Annotated in this window: 20 protein-coding genes and 1 tRNA gene; 12 read left to right on the top strand and 9 right to left on the bottom strand. The window is 70.3% G+C overall.

The genetic code is table 11. The annotated features are described in order from the left end of the window. Window positions 1-97: 97 nt before the first annotated feature. Window positions 98-352 carry a cell division protein CrgA gene (gene crgA / locus IG90_RS0100990; protein WP_030575908.1) on the bottom strand — a complete coding sequence of 85 codons (255 nt, stop codon included), beginning with the start codon at window positions 350-352 and terminating at the stop codon, window positions 98-100. A gap of 142 nt (window positions 353-494) precedes the next feature. Between crgA and IG90_RS0100985 the strand changes: the two genes are divergently transcribed. The 6 genes from IG90_RS0100985 to IG90_RS0100960 all read left to right on the top strand — a co-directional run bounded on the left by IG90_RS0100985 (window position 495) and on the right by IG90_RS0100960 (window position 5,034). Then, window positions 495-1,262, top strand: a complete 768-nt coding sequence (locus IG90_RS0100985; RefSeq protein WP_030575905.1) for a DUF881 domain-containing protein — start codon at window positions 495-497, stop codon at window positions 1,260-1,262. 29 nt (window positions 1,263-1,291) lie between these two features. Further along, entirely contained in the window at window positions 1,292-1,981 is a 690-nt protein-coding gene (locus tag IG90_RS0100980; protein WP_030575903.1) for a class E sortase, read from the top strand. 78 nt (window positions 1,982-2,059) lie between these two features. Next, complete coding sequence (locus tag IG90_RS0100975; RefSeq protein WP_030575901.1) at window positions 2,060-2,248, top strand: hypothetical protein; 189 nt, start codon at window positions 2,060-2,062, stop codon at window positions 2,246-2,248. Next, window positions 2,245-2,883, top strand: coding sequence for an aminodeoxychorismate/anthranilate synthase component II (locus IG90_RS0100970; protein ID WP_030575899.1), 639 nt, complete (start codon window positions 2,245-2,247; stop codon window positions 2,881-2,883). The genes IG90_RS0100975 and IG90_RS0100970 overlap by 4 nt, the downstream gene beginning before the upstream one ends. Then, complete coding sequence (locus IG90_RS0100965) at window positions 2,880-4,280, top strand: class E sortase (RefSeq protein ID WP_030575897.1); 1,401 nt, start codon at window positions 2,880-2,882, stop codon at window positions 4,278-4,280. Before IG90_RS0100970 ends, IG90_RS0100965 begins: the two co-directional genes overlap by 4 nt. 25 nt (window positions 4,281-4,305) lie before the next feature. Next, window positions 4,306-5,034, top strand: coding sequence for a class E sortase (locus IG90_RS0100960; RefSeq protein WP_030575895.1), 729 nt, complete (start codon window positions 4,306-4,308; stop codon window positions 5,032-5,034). 115 nt (window positions 5,035-5,149) lie between these two features. On the opposite strand, the gene pknB is transcribed toward IG90_RS0100960, so the two are convergent. The 6 genes from pknB to IG90_RS0100930 all read right to left on the bottom strand — a co-directional run bounded on the left by pknB (window position 5,150) and on the right by IG90_RS0100930 (window position 13,199). Next, on the bottom strand, window positions 5,150-7,135 hold the full coding sequence (gene pknB, locus IG90_RS0100955; RefSeq protein ID WP_030575893.1) for a Stk1 family PASTA domain-containing Ser/Thr kinase: 1,986 nt from the start codon (window positions 7,133-7,135) through the stop codon (window positions 5,150-5,152). 171 nt (window positions 7,136-7,306) lie between these two features. After that, entirely contained in the window at window positions 7,307-8,764 is a 1,458-nt protein-coding gene (locus IG90_RS0100950; protein WP_030575891.1) for a peptidoglycan D,D-transpeptidase FtsI family protein, read from the bottom strand. Further along, the gene (locus IG90_RS0100945; RefSeq protein ID WP_030575889.1) at window positions 8,761-10,161 is read right to left on the bottom strand and encodes an FtsW/RodA/SpoVE family cell cycle protein; all 1,401 of its coding nucleotides are present in this window, start codon (window positions 10,159-10,161) and stop codon (window positions 8,761-8,763) included. Before IG90_RS0100945 ends, IG90_RS0100950 begins: the two co-directional genes overlap by 4 nt. A gap of 22 nt (window positions 10,162-10,183) precedes the next feature. Then, window positions 10,184-11,683 (bottom strand): PP2C family protein-serine/threonine phosphatase, encoded by a 1,500-nt coding sequence (locus IG90_RS0100940; RefSeq protein ID WP_030575887.1) that lies wholly within the window; start codon window positions 11,681-11,683, stop codon window positions 10,184-10,186. Window positions 11,684-11,812: 129 nt separating this feature from the next. Beyond that, the gene (locus IG90_RS0100935) at window positions 11,813-12,331 is read right to left on the bottom strand and encodes an FHA domain-containing protein FhaB/FipA (protein ID WP_030575885.1); all 519 of its coding nucleotides are present in this window, start codon (window positions 12,329-12,331) and stop codon (window positions 11,813-11,815) included. 10 nt (window positions 12,332-12,341) lie between these two features. Beyond that, complete coding sequence (locus tag IG90_RS0100930; RefSeq protein ID WP_030575883.1) at window positions 12,342-13,199, bottom strand: FHA domain-containing protein; 858 nt, start codon at window positions 13,197-13,199, stop codon at window positions 12,342-12,344. A gap of 312 nt (window positions 13,200-13,511) precedes the next feature. Here IG90_RS0100930 and IG90_RS0100925 point away from each other — a divergent pair. Together IG90_RS0100925 and IG90_RS0100920 are read left to right on the top strand one after the other, a co-directional pair. After that, window positions 13,512-13,594: transfer RNA gene (locus IG90_RS0100925), tRNA-Leu, on the top strand. A 302-nt stretch (window positions 13,595-13,896) separates the two neighbouring features. Further along, window positions 13,897-14,700 carry a ScbR family autoregulator-binding transcription factor gene (locus tag IG90_RS0100920; protein ID WP_030575881.1) on the top strand — a complete coding sequence of 268 codons (804 nt, stop codon included), beginning with the start codon at window positions 13,897-13,899 and terminating at the stop codon, window positions 14,698-14,700. 158 nt (window positions 14,701-14,858) lie between these two features. Here IG90_RS0100920 and IG90_RS0100915 read toward each other — a convergent pair whose 3' ends face one another. Beyond that, window positions 14,859-15,470, bottom strand: a complete 612-nt coding sequence (locus IG90_RS0100915; RefSeq protein ID WP_030575879.1) for an FMN-dependent NADH-azoreductase — start codon at window positions 15,468-15,470, stop codon at window positions 14,859-14,861. Window positions 15,471-15,615: 145 nt separating this feature from the next. Here IG90_RS0100915 and IG90_RS0100910 point away from each other — a divergent pair, with 145 nt between their 5' ends. The 4 genes from IG90_RS0100910 to IG90_RS0100895 all read left to right on the top strand — a co-directional run bounded on the left by IG90_RS0100910 (window position 15,616) and on the right by IG90_RS0100895 (window position 19,134). Then, the gene (locus tag IG90_RS0100910) at window positions 15,616-15,966 is read left to right on the top strand and encodes a winged helix-turn-helix transcriptional regulator (RefSeq protein ID WP_030575877.1); all 351 of its coding nucleotides are present in this window, start codon (window positions 15,616-15,618) and stop codon (window positions 15,964-15,966) included. A gap of 208 nt (window positions 15,967-16,174) precedes the next feature. Beyond that, complete coding sequence (locus IG90_RS0100905; RefSeq protein ID WP_033893492.1) at window positions 16,175-17,644, top strand: DUF2252 domain-containing protein; 1,470 nt, start codon at window positions 16,175-16,177, stop codon at window positions 17,642-17,644. An 81-nt stretch (window positions 17,645-17,725) separates the two neighbouring features. Continuing rightward, the gene (locus IG90_RS44165; RefSeq protein ID WP_030575873.1) at window positions 17,726-18,712 is read left to right on the top strand and encodes a J domain-containing protein; all 987 of its coding nucleotides are present in this window, start codon (window positions 17,726-17,728) and stop codon (window positions 18,710-18,712) included. A gap of 77 nt (window positions 18,713-18,789) precedes the next feature. After that, on the top strand, window positions 18,790-19,134 hold the full coding sequence (locus tag IG90_RS0100895) for a rhodanese-like domain-containing protein (RefSeq protein ID WP_030575871.1): 345 nt from the start codon (window positions 18,790-18,792) through the stop codon (window positions 19,132-19,134). 32 nt (window positions 19,135-19,166) lie between these two features. Here the strand turns inward: IG90_RS0100895 and IG90_RS0100890 are convergent, their stop codons facing one another. Next, the gene (locus IG90_RS0100890) at window positions 19,167-20,324 is read right to left on the bottom strand and encodes an acyl-CoA dehydrogenase family protein (protein ID WP_030575869.1); all 1,158 of its coding nucleotides are present in this window, start codon (window positions 20,322-20,324) and stop codon (window positions 19,167-19,169) included. Between the last annotated feature and the right edge of the window lie 50 nt (window positions 20,325-20,374).

Raw genomic sequence — 20,374 nt, 5'->3', positions numbered from 1 at the left:
CTTGAGTGGAGGTTATCCACAGATCGTCTGACCTTTTCCCCCAGCTGTGGATAACTCTGTGGGTAACTCAGGGCAGGGCTTGCGCGGCGGTGGTCCGTCACTTCCACTGCGTCGAGACGGCGAAGCCGCCGGCGATGAAGCCGAAGCCGACCACGATGTTCCAGTTGCCCAGGGCGTCGACCGGCAGATCGCCTTCGGTCACGTAGAACACCACGATCCAGGCCAGCCCGATGAGGAACAGGGCCAGCATCACCGGAGCGACCCAACTGCGGTTGGTCAGCTTGATGGACGTTGCCTGCTTCGCCGGGGGCGGCGTGAAGTCGGCCTTCTTGCGGATACGTGACTTCGGCACGAGGGACTCTCCTGTCGATGCGCTGCGTGACCGCGCAGGGATCTGTGGCGGGCGCCGGGGGCGGGGTGCCAGGGGGAATGCTGCCTCCCCCGAGCGTCCGTTAGCGTAGTGCTTCTCTGGCGCCTGATGAGATAAGGGTACGTTGAGCAATTCTGCCGACTCCCCAGAAGGCCCGGCCCGGCGCACTTCCGTGTGGGCGGTCCGGGGGCTCACCGCTGCCGTGTTCGCCCTGGCCGGACTCATCTTCGTCACCAGCGCCAACACCGCCAAGGGCACCAACCTGCGCAGTGACTCCTCCCTGCTCAAGCTCTCCGACCTGATCAGGGAGCGCAGCGAGAAGAACGGCCAGCTGAACGAGGCGGTCGCCGGCGCCCGCGCGGACATCGACGCGCTCGCCCAGCGTGACGACGGCTCCACCAAGGCCGAGGACGCCCGGCTGAAGGCCCTGGAGAAGGCGGCCGGCACCACGAAGATCACCGGCGACTCCGTCAGCGTGACCCTCGATGACGCGCCCCCCGACGCCACCGCCAACCCCGGCTACCCCGAGCCCCAGCCCAACGACCTGGTCATCCACCAGCAGGATCTGCAGGCCGTGGTGAACGCGCTGTGGCAGGGCGGGGCGCGCGGGATCCAGGTGATGGACCAGCGGCTGATCTCCACCAGCGCCGTCCGCTGCGTGGGCAACACACTGATCCTCCAGGGCCGCGTCTACTCCCCGCCGTACAAGGTCACCGCGGTCGGCGACCCGGGCAAGCTCAAGCGGGCGCTCAACGACTCCACCGCGATCCGGAACTACCTGCTGTACGTGAAGGCGTACGGGCTGGGCTGGAAAGTCGACGAGAACGAGGCGGTGACTCTTCCGGGGTACTCGGGCACAGTGGATCTCCACTACGCACAGCCTGTGGAGTGAGCCCGAGCTGAACCCGGGGAGGCCGTCCCGTGCCGGTGCGACTCGTCGTCAGGACCTTCAGCGAGCTCTGCATCACCGTGGGCGCGCTGATCATCCTGTTCGTCGTCTATTTCCTGTTCTGGACGGGCGTGAAAGCGGCCGACGCGGCCGAGGACGAGATCGACACGCTCCACAGCCGGTGGGCCCGGCAGCCCGTGGCGCCGGCCCCGCCACCCGACTCCGCGGAGCCCTCCGCCCCGGCCCCGTACCGCGACGGAAAACCCTTCGCGATGCTGCACATCCCCCGCTTCGGCGCCGGCTGGGAGTGGCCCGTCCTGGAGAACACCGAGGTCAGAACCTTGCAGAAGGGGCTCGGGCACTACAGCGGAACCGCCCGCCCCGGTGACACGGGCAACTTCGCGGTGGCCGGGCACCGGCGGACGTACGGCGACCCCTTCAAGGACTTCCCGAAGCTGCGTCCCGGGGACGCGGTGGTCGTCAACGACGGCACGACCTGGTTCACGTACCGCATCGCGAAGAAGCCGTACCGGACCGTGCCCACCGACACCGCCGTCGTCGACCCGGTGCCCCGCGGCTCCGGCTTCGAGGGCGCCGGGCGCTATCTGACGCTCACCACGTGCGAGCCGGAATGGGGCAGCAGCCACCGGCTGATCGCCTGGGCCCATCTGGACGCGACGCGGCCGGTGAGCGCCGGGAGACCGCAGGCTCTCTCCCGCTGACCCGAGCTTTTCCCCAGCTGACCCACTCCCCGGCCGCGGCCCTCTAGTCTGGGTCGGGTACCGAATGGAGGGGTCAGCATGTACGGCTGGATCTGGCGGCATCTGCCGGGCAACGCATGGGTGCGGAGTGTCATCTCGCTCGTGCTGGTTCTGACGGTCGTCTACGCGCTGTTCCAGTACGTCTTCCCGTGGGCGGAACCGCTGCTTCCGTTCGGTGACGTGACCGTCGACGGCGCGAGCGCCGGTGGAGCAGGAGCCGACCGGTGAGCGCACGCATCCTCGTCGTGGACAACTACGACAGCTTCGTCTTCAACCTCGTTCAGTACCTCTACCAACTCGGCGCCGAGTGCGAGGTGCTGCGCAACGACGAGGTGACCACCGCCCACGCCCAGGACGGCTTCGACGGCGTCCTGCTCTCGCCGGGCCCCGGCACGCCCGAGCAGGCCGGCGTCTGCGTCGAGATGGTCCGTCACTGCGCGGACACCGGCGTTCCGGTCTTCGGCGTCTGCCTGGGGATGCAGTCGATGGCGGTCGCGTACGGCGGGGTCGTCGACCGGGCCCCCGAACTGCTGCACGGCAAGACCTCCCCCGTGACCCACGAGGGCAAGGGCGTCTTCGCCGGGCTGCCGTCGCCCTTCACCGCGACGCGTTACCACTCGCTCGCCGCCGAACCGGGGGCGCTGCCCCCGGAGCTGGAGGTCACCGCCCGCACGGCGGACGGCATCATCATGGGGCTGCGCCACCGTGACCGGGCGGTGGAGGGCGTGCAGTTCCACCCCGAGTCGGTGCTCACCGAGCACGGCCACCTGATGCTCGCCAACTGGCTGGAGCAGTGCGGGGACCAGGGGGCCGTCGCGCGGTCGGCGGGGCTCGCGCCGGTGGTGGGCAAGGCCGCCGCGTGACCGCGGGCCGCCCCGGGCCCGACGCCGGACCGGAGGGCCCTGACGCGCACGGGGCGTACGGGGCCGACGGCGCGTTCGTGGCGGCGGTGGACGGCCTCGCGGATCCGCTCAACGATCCCCTGCCCGGCGGGCACGCCTCGCCGTGGTTCCGGACGGACAACATCCCGGCGGCGGAACCTGTGTACGACGACGGGCACGGGTCCGCGTACGAGCCCGGGTACGCACTCCACCAAGGGGCCCAGCAGCCCCAGGGAGCCCCGAACGAGTGGTACGACCCCGCCGGGTACCAACGCGACTGGTACGGCCCCCAGGAGCCGTCTGCGCGAATAGCTCCGGCGGCTCCTTCTTCCCCGGCGGCACCGGCGGCACCGGCGGCACCGGCGGCACCGGCGGCACCGGTGGCTCCGGCCGAGGAGCGCATCCCGGCCCCGGACCTCCCCGCGGAACCGCGCACCGAGGTCATCGCCGCTGTCGCCGGGGGGCTCGCGGAACAGCGCACCGAAGTCATGGCCCGCATCCCGGCCGAGCCGGTCTTCGAGCCCGCCCCCGAGCCGGTCCCTGAGCCCGCCCCCGCCTCCGCGTCTCCCTCCGGCGGGCGGGCCGAGCGGCGACGGGCGGCCAAGGGGCGCGGCCGTCGGCGCCAGGGACCGGTCGTGGAGCAGGCCGCCCCGGCCGCCGCCCCGATGTCCCGCATGGAGGCCCGGCGTGCGGCGAAGGCGGCGAAGGACAGCCCGGCGGTCGTCGCCAGCCGGGTGGTCGGCGAGGTGTTCATCTCGCTGGGCGTCCTGATGCTGCTGTTCGTCACCTACCAGCTCTGGTGGACCAACATCCGGGCCGAGCAGATCGCCGGCAACGAGACCAACCGCATCCAGGACGAATGGGCCAGCGGCGACCGGAAGCCCGGGGTGTTCGCACCCGGCCAGGGCTTCGCGATCATGCACATCCCCAAGCTGGACGTCGTCGCGCCGATCGCCGAGGGCATCGACAAGGAGAAGGTCCTCGACCGGGGGATGATCGGCCACTACGGGGAGGGCAAGCTCAAGACGGCGATGCCTTCCGACAAGCAGGGCAACTTCGCGGTGGCCGGTCACCGCAATACGCACGGCGAGCCGTTCCGCTACATCAACAAGCTCAGCCCCGGCGACCCGATCGTGGTCGAGACGCGGGACGCGTACTACACGTACGAGATGGCCAGCATCCTGCCGCAGACCTCGCCGTCCAACATCTCGGTGATCGAGCCGGTCCCGGTCGGTTCAGGGTTCAAGGGGCCGGGCAAATACCTCACGCTGACGACCTGCACCCCGGAATTCACGAGTACCTACCGGCTGATCGTCTGGGGCAAGATGGTCGACGAACGGCCGCGCAGCGAGGGAAAGCCCGACGCGCTCGTCGGCTGAACATCCTCACGACAGGGACGGTGCGGTGGCAGCGAGGACCGAGCACGACGAGCGGACCCACACGTCCCCGCCCCCGGCGCGCCGGCGCGGCCGCCACCCCGTCGCGACGGCCGTCAGCGTCTTCGGCGAACTGCTGATCACCGCGGGCCTGGTGCTCGCGCTGTTCGTCGCGTACTCCCTGTGGTGGACCAACGTGCTCGCCGACCGCGAGGCCGACAAGCAGGGCGACACGGTCCGCAGCCGGTGGGCGGACGGACCGGGCGCCCTGGACACCAAGGACGGCATCGGCTTCCTGCACGTGCCCGCCATGAAGAACGGCGAGGTGCTGGTCAAGAAGGGCACCGACCCCAAGACCCTGAACAACGGCATCGCGGGCTACTACACGGACCCCGTCGAGTCGGCCCTCCCCTGGGACGACGAGGGCAACTTCACGCTGGCCGCGCACCGCGACGGGCGCGGCGCGAAGTTCCACAACATCCACAAGCTGAAGAACGGTGATCCGGTCGTCTTCGAGACCAAGGACACCTGGTACGTCTACAAGGTCTACAAGACGCTCCCCGAGACGTCGAAGTTCAACGTCGACGTGATCCGGCCGGTCCCGGAGGAGTCGGGCGTCGAGGAGCCCGGCCGCTACATCACGCTGACGACCTGCACCCCGGTCTACACCTCGAAGTACCGGTACATCGTGTGGGGCGAGCTGGAGCGTACGGAGAAGGTCGACCAGGACCGCACGGTCCCGGCCGAGCTGCGCTGAGCCACCGCGCCGAGCACCCGCAGACGCGCTCACGCACCCGCTCACGGGAAGGGCCCCGGCACCATCGCGGTGACCGGGGCCCTACGCCGTACGTGCGGGGCGGGTGTGCGGGGGCTCAGTCGCCCCGGCCTCCGAAGAGGCCGCCTCCGCCGTTCCCTCCGCCCTCGATGGTCACGAGGGTGACGGTGCTGCCCTTGTCCGCCTGGGCGGTCGGCGCCGGGCTGCTGGTGATGACCGGGGCGCTCGGCTTGTCCACCGAACCCGGGGACAGCGCGACCACGAAGCCGAGCCCTTCGAGCTGGTCCTTCACGTCCTTGTACGGCTTGCCGCCGATGTCACCGGGGATCTGGACCTGCTCCGGCTGCGCCGGCCCCTTGGAGACCTTCAGGACGATCTGCACGTCCTTGGCCTGCTTGCTCGGCCCCGCGGGGGTCTGCTCGACCACCTCCCCGGCCGGCTTCTCCGAGTCCACGTCGGCCCGTGAGACGTTGGTGAAACCGAGCTGGTTGAGCTGGGCCACGGCGGCGTCGTACTGACGGGTGCGCACGTCGGGCATCGGGTCGGTCGTCTGCATGGCCACGGTGATGGTGATCTCGGCCCCGGCCTCGGCCTTGTCGCCGCCCTTGGGGTCCTGCTTGATCACGCTGCCCTCGGTCGCCTCGGACTCCTCCGTGGTGACGTTGACCGTGAAGCCCTTGTCCTCCAGGACCTGGCGTGCGCCGTCCTCGGACTTCTCCAGGACGTTGGGGACCTCGGTCTTCGGCGCTCCGGTGGAGACGACGACCGTGACGGTGCCGTCCTTGTCCATCATCACGTCGGCCGACGGATCCTGCGAGCAGATCTCGCCCTTCTCCTGGTCCTCGCACGGCTCCTCGGCGCCGACCTTCACGGTGACGCCGGCGTTGCCCGCGAGTCTTTCCGCGCCCTCGAGCGTGGAGCCCACCAGGTTCGGGGCCTTGATCTGGCCGTCGTCGCTGCTCGGGGCGAAGATCACCCGGCCGATCAGGACCGCGCCGATGAGCACCAGGATGCCCGCGACGATCAGCAGGATCGTCGAGGTGTTGCTCTTCTTCTGCTGGCGCCGGCGGCCCTGGCGGTCGTCGTAGCCGTAGCCGCCGTCGTCCGGGTTGACCGGGGGCAGCATCGACGTCTGGGCGTTGTTCGGATCGGCCGGGTGCAGGGCGGCGGTGGGCTGGTCGCTGTTGTAGCCGTCATAGCCCCCGTACCCCGCTGCGCCCATCGCCGCCGTGGCCGCGACCGGCCGGCCGTCGAGGCAGGCCTCGATGTCGGCCCGCATCTCGTCGGCGGACTGGTAGCGGTAGTCCGGGTCCTTGGTCAGCGCCTTGAGGACGATCGCGTCCATCTCGGGCGTGATCTCGGGGTCGAAGTTGCTCGGCGGCTGCGGCTCCTCCCGGACGTGCTGGTAGGCCACCGCGACGGGCGAGTCCCCGACGAACGGGGGCCGCACGGCGAGCAGCTCGTACAGCAGGCAGCCGGTGGAGTACAGGTCGGAGCGCGCGTCGACCTGCTCGCCCTTGGCCTGCTCCGGGGAGAGGTACTGGGCGGTGCCGATGACCGCGGCGGTCTGCGTCATCGTCATCCCGGAGTCGCCCATGGCGCGGGCGATGCCGAAGTCCATGACCTTGACCTGACCGGTGCGCGTCAGCATGACGTTCGCCGGTTTGATGTCGCGGTGGACGATCTGGGCGCGGTGCGAGTACTCCAGGGCCTGGAGGATGCCGACCGTCATCTCCAGTGTGCGCTCGGGGAGCAGCCTGCGACCGGAGTGCAGCAGTTCCCGCAGCGTCGACCCGTCGACGTACTCCATCACGATGTACGGGATGGAGACCCCGTCGACGTAGTCCTCGCCGGTGTCGTACACGGCGACGATCGCGGGGTGGTTGAGCGAGGCGGCCGACTGGGCCTCACGGCGGAACCGGGCCTGGAACGACGGGTCACGGGCCAGATCGGCCCGGAGCGTCTTCACAGCTACGGTGCGGCCGAGCCGGGTGTCGTGCGCGAGGTAGACCTCGGCCATGCCACCACGGCCGAGCACCGAGCCCAGCTCGTACCGGCCGCCGAGGCGACGCGGCTCTTCCATAACTGTTCCAGCCCTCTCCGTCAGTCCCGACCGCACCCGTGTGTGGTCCGCGGCGGTGCGCTGTTCGCGCATACGCTACCGGGCACGGGTGACGTGATCAGCCCGCACCCGGCAGCCGATATCCGACCGGTATCCGAAGTCCGGTATGACGGGCGGCCGCCGTGACAGGTCTCACTTCCTGCTGTCGATGACCGCCTTCATCACGTCGCGCGCGATGGGGGCGGCCAGGCCGCCACCGGAGATGTCGTCCCGGTTGGCGTTGCCGTCCTCGACCACGACGGCGACGGCGACCGGGGAGCCGTTGTCGGTCTTCGCGTACGAGATGAACCAGGCGTACGGCTTCTCGCTGTTGTTCAGACCGTGCTGTGCGGTACCGGTCTTGCCGCCCACTGTGACGCCGGGGATCTGCGCTCTGGTTCCCGTGCCGTCCTTGACGACGGTCTCCATCATCTGCTGGACCTTCTGGGCGTTCTCACCGGAGAGCGCGCGGCTGAGCTCCTTGGGGTCGTGCGTGTAGACCGGGTCCAGGTTGGGCGCCTGGCGCTCGGCGACCATGTACGGCTCCATCAGCTTGCCGTCGTTGGCGATCGCGGAGGCGACCATGGCCATCTGGAGCGGGGTGGTCCGGTTGGACGCCTGGCCGATGCCGGCCATGGCGTTCTGCGGCCTGTTGTCCTCGGGGTAGATGCTCGCGTCGGCTCGGACGGGCGTGAAGACTTCCTTGTTGAAGCCGAACCTGTCCGTCTGCTCGATCATCTTCTTGTTGCCGAGGTCGTCGCTCATCTTGCCGAAGACGGTGTTGCACGACACCCGCAGGGCCTCGCGCAGCGTGGCGTTCTCGCAGGGGATGTCGCCCTCGTTCCTGAGCTGCGTGGTCGACTGCGGCAGCGTCCAGGGCAGCGGCGAGTCCGTCTTGGCGTCGATGTCGTCGTAGAGCCCGTTCTCCAGGGCGGCGGCGGCGGTGACGACCTTGAAGGTGGAGCCCGGGGGGTAGGTCTCGCGCAATGCCCGGTTGAGCATCGGCTTGTCCTTGTCCTTCAGGAGCTTCTGCCGGTTGTCCGAGTCCTTGAGCGAGTTCCCGGCGAAGACCGAGGGATCGTAGGACGGGGTGCTGGCGAGGGCGAGGATGGCGCCGCTCTTCGGGTCGAGGGCGACCACCGCGCCCTTCTTCTCGCCGAGCCCCTTGAAGGCGGCCTTCTGGGCATCACCGTTCAGCGTGGTGACGATGTTGCCGCCCCGCTTCTTCTCGCCGGTGAACATCGACAGCGTCCGGTCGAAGAACAGCTGGTCGTCGTTGCCGGTGAGGATGCCGTCTTCCAGGTTCTCCAGCTGCGAGGAGTCGAAGGCCTGTGAGGAATAGCCGGTCACGGGGGCCCACAGGGGCCCGTTCTTCCAGACCCGCTTGTACGTGAAGTCGCTGTCCTCGGTCTCGACGGAGCCGGTGATCGCCTTGCCGTCGACGATGATGTCGCCGCGCTCGTGGGCGTACCGCTCGATCTCGACGCGGCGGTTGTACTGGTGGCTGTTCAGTTCGTCGGCACGGACGTACTGGAGCCAGTTGTCGCGGATGAGGAGCGCGAGGACGAGGATGCCGCAGAAGATCGCGATCCGACGGAGGGGCTTGTTCACGGTCGGACCACCTGGGTCATCTCGGCGTCCGTGGATGGGGAGGGGGCAGGAGCCGGGCGGCGGGCGGTGTCGCTGATTCTGATCAGAATGGCGATCAGGGCCCAGTTGGCGAGCACGGAGGAACCACCTGCCGCCAGGAACGGCATCGTCATACCGGTGAGCGGGATGAGGCCCATCACACCGCCGGCGACGACGAACACCTGGATGGCGAACGAGCCGGAGAGCCCGATCGCGAGCAGCTTGCCGAACGGGTCGCGGGCCGCGAGGGCGGTGCGCACTCCGCGCTCGACGATCAGACCGTAGACGAGGAGCACGGCCATCATCCCGGCGAGCCCGAGCTCCTCGCCGACCGTGGCGAGGATGAAGTCGGAGTTGGCGGCGAAGCCGATCAGGTCGGAGTTGCCCTGGCCGAGTCCGGTCCCGAGGGTGCCTCCGGAGCCGAAGGCCATCAGGGACTTCGCCATCTGCTCGCTCGCGGCCTCCTTGCCCCAGCCCGCGAACGGGTCGAGCCAGGCGGTGACGCGCTGCTGGACGTGCGGTTCGAACGAGGCGACACCGACCGCGCCGGCCGCGGACATCAGCAGACCGAAGACGATCCAGCTGGTGCGCTCGGTGGCGACGTACAGCATGACGACGAACATGCCGAAGAAGAGCAGTGAGGAGCCCAGGTCGGTCTCGAAGACCAGGATCAGGATCGAGAACGCCCAGACCATCAGGATCGGGCCCAGGTCACGGCCTCGGGGGAGGTACAGGCCCATGAACCGGCGGCTGGCCAGGGCCAGCGCGTCCCGCTTGACCATCAGGTAGCCCGCGAAGAACACGGTGATGATGATCTTGGCGAACTCGCCGGGCTGGAGTGTTCCGACCCCGGGGATCTTGATCCAGATCTTGGCGCCGTTCACGGCGGGGAAGAACATCGGCAGGATCAGCAGGAACAGCGCCACGACCATGGAGATGTACGTGTAGCGCTGCAGGATGCGGTGATCCTTCAGAATGGCCAGGACCGCGACCAGCATCCCCACGCCGATGGCGGAGAACAGCAGCTGCTTCGAGGCGGCGGGGGCGAACGTGTCCAGGGCCTGGAAGCGTTCGGACTGGTCCAGCCGCCAGATGAGCGCCAGGCCGAGCCCGTTGAGCAGGGTCGCCAGGGGCAGCAGCAGCGGGTCCGCGTACGGCGCGAACCTCCGGACCGCGAGGTGGGCGACCCCACCGAGCAGCGCGAGTCCCGCCCCGTAGCCGAGCATCCCCGAGGGCAGTTCGCCGTTGAGGGCGAGGCCCACGTTGGCGTAGGCGAACACCGAGATGGCGACGGCGAAGACGACGAGCGCCAGCTCGGTGTTGCGGCGGCTCGGTGCGTCGATCGCGCCGATGGTGGTCGTGTTGGTGACAACGCTCATGGTGCTGAAGGCCCCCTACGGCTTACTGCTTACCGCACTGCGGGACCAGCTTCTTCTCTTCCTCCGAGAGGCTGGGGCCGGGAGTGGGAGCTGTGGTCGGCTTGGTCCCCTTGGCGGAGGACGTGGCGGAAGTCCTGGTGGCGGGGGCTCCGGCGGTGCCGCCGGCCTCGCCCTCGCCTGTACGGGCCCGGTTCTCGGCGTCGGCCGCGCGGCGCTGGGCGTCCTTCTTGCAGGCGGAGGCCTGGGCGGCGAGCTCGGCGATCTTCTCGCGGGCATCGGTGATGCTGCCCTCGGCGATGGTCGACTCGACCTGCTTGCGCTGGTACGGCGGCAGGTACTTGAGCTCGATCTCGGGGTGGTTCTTCTCGACCTTCGAGAGCGAGATCCACGCGAGGTCCTGGCTGATGCCCTGGAACAACGCGACGTTCTCGTCCTTCGCGCCGACATAGTACTGGGTCTGCGTCCAGCGGTAGCCGCCGTACAGACCGCCGCCGATCACGGCCAGCGCGAGCACGATGTAGACGGAACGCTTCAGCCATTTACGGCCACCCCGCGGTTTGACGAAGTCGTCGTCCGTGTAGGCGTCGTAGGAGCCGTCCGGCATGCCGCCGTAGTCGACGTCGCCGCTGCCGGGCGGGCCGAAGCCGCCGGCGGGCGGGGGCACGGGGCGGCCGAGGCCGGCCGCGCGTCCGGCGGGCGTCTGCATGGCCCCGCCGTCGCCCAGCTGGGCCTGGTTCTCCGCGACCGCGCCGACGACGACCGGGGTGTCGTTGAGCTGACCGGCCAGGGTGTCGTTGCTGTCGACGTCCAGGACGTCGGCCACGATGCAGGTGATGTTGTCCGGGCCGCCGCCGCGCAGAGCGAGCTGGATCAGCTCCTGGATGGTCTCCTGCGGGCCCTGATAGCTGGCGAGGGTCTCTTCCATCGTCTGGTGCGAGACCACGCCGGAGAGGCCGTCCGAGCAGATCAGATAGCGGTCGCCGGCGCGGACCTCGCGGATGGAGAGGTCCGGCTCGACGTGGTCGCCGCTGCCCAGCGCCCGCATCAGCAGGGAGCGCTGCGGGTGGGTGGTGGCCTCTTCCTCGGTGATCCGGCCCTCGTCGACGAGGCGCTGCACCCAGGTGTGGTCCTGGGTGATCTGCGTCAGGACGCCGTCGCGCAGCAGATACGCGCGGGAGTCGCCGACGTGCACCAGGCCCAGGCGCTGACCGGTCCAGAGCAGGGCGGTGAGCGTGGTGCCCATGCCCTCCAGCTGGGGGTCCTCCTCGACCATGACCCGCAACTGGTCGTTCGCCTGCTGCACGGCCGTGCCGAGCGAGGTCAGGAGATCGGATCCCGGTACGTCGTCGTCGAGCGGGACGAGCGTGGAGATCACCTCGGAGCTGGCGACCTCACCGGCCGCCTGACCGCCCATGCCGTCGGCGATGGCGAGGAGCCGGGGACCGGCATAGCCGGAGTCCTCGTTGCCCTCCCGGATCATGCCCTTGTGCGACCCGGCGGCGAAGCGCAGCGACAGACTCATGCGCACCTCGCCCGTCGGCTCGGGGTACAGCCTGTCTCGAGCCACACTGCCCACCCTCCGGTCGGGAACCGGGCAGCGTCCGCCGTCGGGACCGCCGCGGCTCGCTCGCTCCGCTCGCTCATTGTCGTACTACTTCCGCAGCTCGATGACGGTCTTGCCGATACGGATCGGCGCGCCCAGCGGAACTGGTGTCGGGGTGGTGAGCCGGGTCCGTTCCAGATACGTGCCGTTGGTGGACCCGAGATCCTCGACGATCCACTGGCCGTCACGGTCCGGGTAGATCCTGGCATGCCTGCTGGACGCGTAGTCGTCGTCCAGCACGATCGTTGAATCGTGGGCCCGGCCCAGGGTGATGGTCTGGCCCTGGAGCGCGACCGTGGTGCCCGTGAGCGTGCCCTCGGACACGACCAGCTTCGTGGGCGCCCCGCGGCGCTGCCGGCCGGACGTCTGGCGCTGCTGGGGCGGCGCCGCTTGTTGTTGTTGGCGGCCCTGCTGCGGGCGCGGGTCGGCTGCAGTGCGGCGTGAGCCGCGCTGCGTGACGCGCGTTCCGAACAGGTCGCTACGGATGACCTGTACGGCCACGATGACGAACAGCCACAGAACAGCCAGGAAACCTAGCCGCATGACCGTCAGGGTCAGCTCTGACATTGCCCCCGCTTCACCCTTCGGCTTGCCGGTAAACGATGGTGGTGCTGCCCACGACGATCCGCGAGCCGTCGCGGAGCGTAGCGCGGGTGGTGTGCTGCCCGTCTACCACGATGCCGTTGGTAGACCCGAGATCCTGGATCGTCGAGGGCGTTCCGGTCCGGATCTCACAGTGCCGGCGCGATACGCCGGGGTCGTCGATCCGCACGTCGGCGTCGGTGGATCGTCCCATCACCAACGTCGGGCGGGAAATCTGATGGCGGGTGCCGTTGATCTCGATCCAGCGCCGGGTCCGGGCGTCCGGCAGGGGGCCGGGCGCGGGCGACGGGCGCCGGTCGCTCGTGGGGGCCGGGGGGCGCCCGGTGCCGGGCGGCGGAGCCGCGGGCATCGGCGGAGCGGCGCTCGGGGGGTAGCCGTAGCCCCCGGGAGCCTGCGGGGCGGCGGGCCGCCCCGCAGCGGGCAGGGGCGGGGCCGACGACTGGTCCTGCTGTGACGAACTCGACGCCAGCGTGCGGCTGCGGACCCGGTAGAGCCCGGTGTCGAGGTCGTCGGCCTTCTCCAGGTGGACCTTGATCGGTCCCATGAAGGTGTAGCGCTGCTGCTTGGCGTAGTCGCGGACCAGCCCCGAGAGCTCGTCGCCCAGCTGACCGGAGTACGGGCTGAGCCGCTCGTAGTCGGGTGTGCTGAGCTCGACGATGAAGTCGTTGGGGACGACGGTCCGCTCGCGGTTCCAGATCGTCGCGTTGTTGTCGCACTCCCGCTGGAGGGCGCCGGCGATCTCGACGGGCTGCACCTCGGACTTGAAGACCTTGGCGAAGGTGCCGTTGACCAGCCCCTCGAGGCGCTGCTCGAAACGCTTCATGACCCCCATGGGGCACCTCCTCCGTTGTCATCGTCCCTGTACTGCTTACTGATCGTATCCACGCGTCGGGAAATCGGCTGGTTCCCCTTGTCTGGCCTGTGGATGAGTGTCACCCCTCACACGGATCGTAGAGGGGGTCTCCGCACAGTGTCCCGCACCCGGGACGCACTCTGGAGGAGTGGGGGCGATGGTTCCGGGTTCCCGCTTCCCCTCCCCAAGCCGGCGAAACAACGGATGTGAATCCACCCTGTCCAGCGTGCTAATCTTCCGTTTGTCGCCAGGCGCTCGCCCCACACGGTGAGGGTCTGGAACACCACTAATGCGCGAGTGGCGGAACGGCAGACGCGCTGGCTTCAGGTGCCAGTGTCCTTAGGGACGTGGGGGTTCAAATCCCCCCTCGCGCACAACGGCGGTTGCTCGCAACTGTTGAAGTTGATTCGAGAGAACCCCCGCTTCGGAGAGATCCGGAGCGGGGGTTCTTCGTTGTTGTTCCGTGTTGGTGACGGGTGGGCGGGGTACGGACAGGCGGGTAAGGAGGCCGCGGCAGCGGTTGTCCGCAGGCGGTGATCCACCGGGTGCGGGCGCGGTTTCCGGACAGACCGATGGCCGGTGCGACCGTGCACATGCATACGCTGGCCGCAGAGGTTGGATCGACGGCGGCTCGGCGGTGAAGGGCTGAGCACACAGAACGTCCCGGAGGCAGGAAATGGCGAAGCAGGCTCGCGCGGTCCAGACGTGGCGGTCGATCGTGGATGCCGCGGCGAGTGTCTTCGACGACTACGGCTACGAGCGTGCCGCCATCTCGGAGATCCTCCGCCGCGCCAAGGTCACCAAGGGGGCCTTGTACTTCCACTTCGCCTCCAAGGAGGCCATCGCACAAGCGATCATGGACGAGCAGACCTCCACGATCGAGTTCGAGCAGGAGGGATCGCCGCTCCAGTCCCTGGTGGACGGTGGCCAGCAGTTCGCTTTCGCCTTGCGCCACAACGCGATGGCCCGGGCCGGTACGAGGCTCTCCATCGAGGGCGTCTTCCTCGGCGGACCGCACCCGTGGGGCGACTGGATCGACGCGACGGCCCGGATGCTGGAGCTGGGCCAGGAGCGCGGTGAGGTGTTCCCGCAGATCGACCCGATGGTGTCGGCCAAGATCATCGTCGCCTCGTTCACCGGTATTCAGCTGGTCTCGGAGGCCGACTCCGGCCGCGCCGACCTGCGCGAGCAGGTGGCGGAGATGTGGCGCCACATCCTGCCCTCGATCGCTCACCCCGGTGTCATCGCGCACATCAAGCCGGAGGGCCGGGTGGATCTGGCGGCCCAGGCGCGCGAGAAGGCGGAGCGGGAGGAGCAGGAGGCCAGGATCGCCGCAGAGGCCAAGGGCGCTGCCTCCCGGCCGGGCGAGGCGGGCCCGCGGGGCGGTGGAGCCGGTCGCGGTACGAGGGCCGGGCAGGGAGCCGACGAGGCCGACGAGGAGCCGGCGGGTGCGGGTGTGGCGGCCGGAGGGGCTGCCTGAACCGCGCCTGCGGCTTGCCTGCTTCACGGGGCGTGCTGTGTTTCACGTGAAACGCCCGATTCGTCGGCGTCATCATGATCATCATGCGGCAGGGCCGCGGGGCTCGTAGGAGCTCCGCGGCCCTGCCTGTGTTTCCGGGGTTCGCGGTCGTGGGTGTCTCAGACGGCGAGGCGGGTGGCGAGGGCCTTCGCCTTCTTCCGGGCGTCGTCGAAAGCCTGGGCGCGGGAGGCCTCGGCGAGCGGGATCAGTTCGGCCATCGACGGCTGCGAGTGAGCGAGGGTCAGCTCCGGAACGATGAAGTCCACCTCGGCGGAGAACATGCCCGTGAGCAGCTTCTCCAGGTAATTCTGGACAAACTCGAAGCTCTCGCGCGGGGTGCCCGGAGCGTACGAACCACCCCGGCTGGCGACGACGGTCATCGGGGTCCCGGCGATCGGGGAGTCCGGCCCCGCGTTGTACCCGACGATGATCACCTGATCCAGCCAGGCCTTGAGGGTGGACGGGATCGTGAAGTTGTACATCGGTGCGCCGATCAGGACAGCGTCCGCCGCGGCCAGTTCGGCGGCCAGTTCCCGGCGCAGCGGGTCGTCGGCGCCCGCGGCCGTGGCGCCGGCGTTCAGATGGGGCAGCGGGTCGGCGGCGAGGTCGCGATGGACGACGGTGCCGTCCGGGTGCTGCTCGCGCCAGGCCTCGACGAACGCCGCGGTGACGTCACGGGAGGCGGAGCCCTGCGGGAAGACGGCGGAGTCGACGTGCAGAAGCGTGGCCATGGGGATCTCCACAGAGAGGGGAAGAGGGGTGGGCGGGGCGGCGGGACCTCGCGGGCATCCAGCCGAGCAATTCCGTACGTAACTACTAATAGCATAGCTACTTATTTTTAGTAAGCCACCCACGGTGGCGCAGTACTCTAGGGGTATGGCGGATCACAGTGAGCAGGCCTGTCGGCGGGTCGACGTGGGGATCAGTCGGGTCTTCGAGTTGCTCGGCAAGCGCTGGACCGGTCCGATCGTGTCCGTGCTGCTGCAGCGGCCGGTGCACTTCGCCGAGCTGCGCCGGGCGATTCCCGGAATCAGCGAGCGCATGCTCTCGGACCGGCTGACCGAACTCGGCGCGGCCGGCCTGGTGATCCGCGAGGTGGACGAGGGGCCGCCGCTCCGCGTCGCGTACCGGCTCACCGAGGCCGGCGCCGCGATGGAGCCCGCGCTCAAGAAGCTCGGGCAGTGGGCGGACACCTATCTGGCACGGGGCGAGGGAACCGGCTGCTGACTCCCTCCGGCCGGGCTGACTCCGTCCGGCGGGGCCGAGGCCCTCCGCAGTTCTGTCCACACGGCCCGCCCGGCGTCTGTCCACAGGCCCCGGCCGCGACCGGGAATCGGCGGTACCGTCATGCTCGGTCGCTGGTGGACAGGGCCGCTGGCCGGTCGGACGGCCGGGCAGCCGGAGAGCGGTACGAGGGTGGGGGAGGCGACGCTCCATGAGTGGAACCGAGGCGACGATGCCTGAGCAGCGGGCTGCGGGAACGACCGGAGCCGCGGAGACTGCCGGAGCCGCGGGATCGGACCCGCGCATTCCGGTCGTGCCCGGGTTCGCCCGGCGTGGGGCCGCGAGTTCACCGAAGGCGGTGGGCAAGGCGCTCCGCGACCGGGTGCCGCGGTCCTCGCACGCCTCACTGGTCCTGCCGCCGGGACGGCCGGACGCGGTGCGGGCCGTCGAGGAGTCGAACCGGGGCCGGGTGCCGGGGCTGACGCCGATACGGGTGGGCCGGATGGCCGCCACACCGTTCGCCTTCCTGCGGGGTGCGGCCGGGCTGATGGCCCAGGACCTGACGGGCAGCCCGGTCACCGGCGTGGGCGCCCAGCTCTGCGGCGACGCGCACGCGGCCAACTTCGGCCTCTACGGCGATGCCCGGGGCAGCCTGGTCATCGATCTGAACGACTTCGACGAGACCGTCTTCGGGCCGTGGGAGTGGGACCTCAAGCGGCTCGCCACCTCGCTGGTGCTCGCGGGCCGGGCCGCCGGGGCCGACGAGGACACCTGCCGCCGGGGCGCGTACGACGCCGTCGGCGCCTACCGGCGCACGATGCGGCTGCTGGCCCGGCTGCCCGCCCTCGACGCCTGGAACGCCATCGCGGACGAGGAGCTCGTCTCCCACACGGACGCGCGCGACCTGGTCGGCACCCTGGAGCGGGTCTCGGAGAAGGCCCGCAACAACACCAGCGCCCGCTTCGCCGCCCGCTCCACGGAGGAGTGCCCCGACGGCGGCCGGCGCTTCGTCGACGCCCGGCCCGTGCTGCGCCGGGTGCCGGACGCCGAGGCCGCCGTCGTGGCCGCCGGGCTCGCCGGCTATCTCTCCACCGTCTCCGAGGACCGGGTGCCGCTGCTGGCCCGGTACGCGATCCACGACGTGGCGTTCCGGGTGGTCGGCACCGGCAGCGTGGGCACCCGGTCGTACGTGGTGCTGCTGCTCGACCACCGAAGTGAGCCGCTGGTCCTCCAGGTGAAGGAGGCGCGCCCTTCGGTGCTCGCCCCCTATCTGCCCGCGGTCGGCTTCGACGTGCCGGAGGTGGCGCACGAGGGCCGCCGGGTGGTGCTCGGACAGAAGCGGATGCAGGTCGTCAGCGACATCCTGCTCGGCTGGGCGGACGTCGACGGCAGGCAGTTCCAGGTCCGGCAGTTCCGGAACCGCAAGGGCAGTGTCGACCCCGCCGCGCTCGCCGCCGACCAGGTGGACGACTACGGACGGATGACCGGCGCGCTGCTCGCCCGGGCGCACGCGCACAGCGCCGACCCCCGTCTGCTGGCGGGCTACTGCGGCAAGAACGACGAGCTCGACGAGGCGGTGGCCGCGTTCGCGGTGACGTACGCCGACCGTACGGAAGCGGATCACGCCGAGCTGGTGCGGGCGATCAAGGCGGGCAGGCTGGCTGCCGAGTTCGGTATCTGACGGGTCCGCGAGGCGGTGGGCCCCGGGTCCGGGGTCCACCGTGTGTGCCGTGCCGCCGGGCCGTGGCCATACGCTGGACGGGTGACCCACGAAGCCGCCGGGGTGCCGACCACCCGGAACGATGAAGACCGGCAGGACAACGACCGGCCTGACGAGCCCCGGCCCGCCCCGGAAACGCAGGATGTCCTCGGAGGGCAGGACGCCCCGGGTGCGCAGGACGCCCCGGAGGCGGCGGACGCTTCCGGGGCCGCGGCCGCCGCTGCCGGGGAGTCCGCCGGCTCCGAGGATGCCGCGCCGCGCCCCGAGGCACGGCTGGCCAGGGCGGTGCAGGCCGCCGAGCAGGCGTTGATCGAGTTCGAGATCGCGGTGGAGACCTTCCGGGTGGAGGTCGAGAACTTCTCCCGGCTGCACCACCAGAAGCTCGGCCCGATGTACGCCCGCCTCGACGAACTGGACGCGCTGATCGCCGAGGCGCAGGCCGCCAGGACCGGGGATCCGGAGGACGAGCGCAAGGCGCGGGAGGCGCGGGCGGTCGTCATGCCGATGCCCGGGGTCGACGAGCTGTTCCACGACTGGATGGACAGCGACGGCCTGTCCCCCGAGGCCGCGGCCATGCTCACCGAGCAGCCGGTCAGGCCGCCGAAGCGGGTCAGGCCGAGCGAGGAGGCCCGCAAGCTCTACCGGGACCTGGCCCGCAAGGCGCACCCGGACCTCGCCCAGGACGAGCCGGAGCGCCAGCGCCGGGACGAGTTCATCACCCGGGTGAACGCCGCCTACGGGCGCGGCGACGTCGAGCTGCTCAAGGAGCTCGTGGCGGAGTGGGCGGCAGGCCCGGTGCAGCAGCCGCCCCCGCTGAGCGAGAGCGAGGAGCTCTACGCCCGGCTGGAGTGGCTCAGCCGGCGCAAGGAGCTGCTGACGGTGCTCGCCAAGGAGCTGGAGGAGGGTGCGATCGGCTCGATGCTGCGGATGGCGCCGGACGACCCGGACCAACTGCTGGAGGACATCGCGGAGCAACTGCTGGGCGAGGTGTCCCGGCGCGAGGCCGAGCTCGCGGAGATGGTGCAGTAGCGTTCCGGGTGACTCTGCCGCGTATGTACGAGGCCCGCGTACGAGGCCCCAGGATTGCACGAGAGAAGGCATGACCCATGAACTTCGCCCCGCTGCCCTCGGTGGACGCCGCGGCGGTTCCGTCGGACGGCTTCGTTCTGGACGTCCGTGAGACCGACGAGTGGGCGGCCGGTCACGTCGAGGGTGCGCTGCACATCCCGATGAGCGACTTCGTGGGCCGGTTCGGTGAGTTGACCGAGGCCGCCGAGGACGGCCGTCGCGTGCATGTGATGTGCCGGGTCGGCGGCCGGTCGGCCCAGGTCACCCAGTACCTGGTCCAGCAGGGCATCGACGCGGTGAACATCGACGGCGGCATGCAGGCCTGGGACGGTGCCGGGCGCCCGATGGTCACGGACAACGGGACGCCCGCCTTCGTCCTCTGAGCCTTCGGGGCCCCGGTCCCGCAGGCCGGTGGTCAGCCGAGGGGGTGGGCGGCCAGCAGGTCGCCCAGGGCCTCCTCATGGGCCGCGGCCGGGCCGAGGGAGAGCTCGATCTGCTTCGCCCAGGCGTGGAAGCGGTGCAGCGGGTAGTCGGTGCCCGCGCCGAACCCGCCGTGCAGGTGCTGGGCGGTCTGCACGACACGGCGGACGCCGTCGGAGGCCCAGATCTTCGCCACGGCGACATCGCCCGCGGGGGGCAGTGGCCCCCCGGTGTCGGTGGAGATCCGCCAGGCGGCCTGCCAGAGGGTGGCCTCCATCGCCCGTAGGTCGATGTACCGGTCGGCGGCCTGGACCGCCACCGCCTGGAACGTGGCGACCGGGAATCCGAACTGCTCGCGCTTGCCGGTGTATTCGGCGGTCATCGCGAGCACCCGCTCGCCCAGCCCGAGCGCGAGCGCACACGTCCCCGTGGTGAGCAGGGACCGCAGCCACTCCCAGCAGTCCGCCGCGTCGATCAGCTCGCGGGCCGCCACGCGCACGGCGTCGAGCCGGACCTCGGCGAGGCGTTCACCGCTGGTGGAGACCTGGTCCGCCAGGGTGACGCCGTCGCGGACACGGGGCACGAGAGCCAGGACCGGCCGGCCTCCTGCGGTGTGCGCCGGGACGGCGATCCGGTCGGCCACCTGGGCCCAGGGCACCGCGGTCTGGACCCCGTCGAGCACCCAGCCGGAGTCTCCCGCCGGCGCCGCGTTCTCGCCGTACGGCCTTGCGGCGACGGCGAGTTCGGCGGGGTCGTGGCCGCTGCGTCCGTTGGCGCCGACGGTCAGGATCAGTTCGCCCCGGCCGGCCCGGGGCAGCAGCTCCGCCGCGAGGGTGCTGTCGCCGTACCGCTGGACCGCCGTCGCGACCGCGCAGCTCTCCAGCAGCGGGACCCTGGCCAGCACCTTGGCCGACTCCCGCAGGACCAGGCAGAGTGCGATCGGGTCGAGGCCCGCGCCCCCGTACTCCGGCGACAGCGTGAGCCCGAGCAGGTCGGTGTGCGCCAGCTCGTTCCACAGCTGCCGGTCGATGTCCTCCGCCACGGCGCCCGGGGTCAGGGCCGGACTGGGCGCGCGGTCGGGTGCGACGTCCGAGAAGACGGCCCTGGCCGCCTCGACGGCCGCCTGCTGTTCCTCGGTGAAGGTGAAGTCCACTGTCCCGGCCTCCCGCTAACCGTTGATGACGACCTGACGGGCCGTCAAGA

Origin of the sequence: Streptomyces anulatus (assembly GCF_000721175.1) — a bacterium.
Lineage (GTDB): Bacteria > Actinomycetota > Actinomycetes > Streptomycetales > Streptomycetaceae > Streptomyces > Streptomyces anulatus_C.
This window is presented reverse-complemented; position numbering and strand designations above follow the sequence as displayed.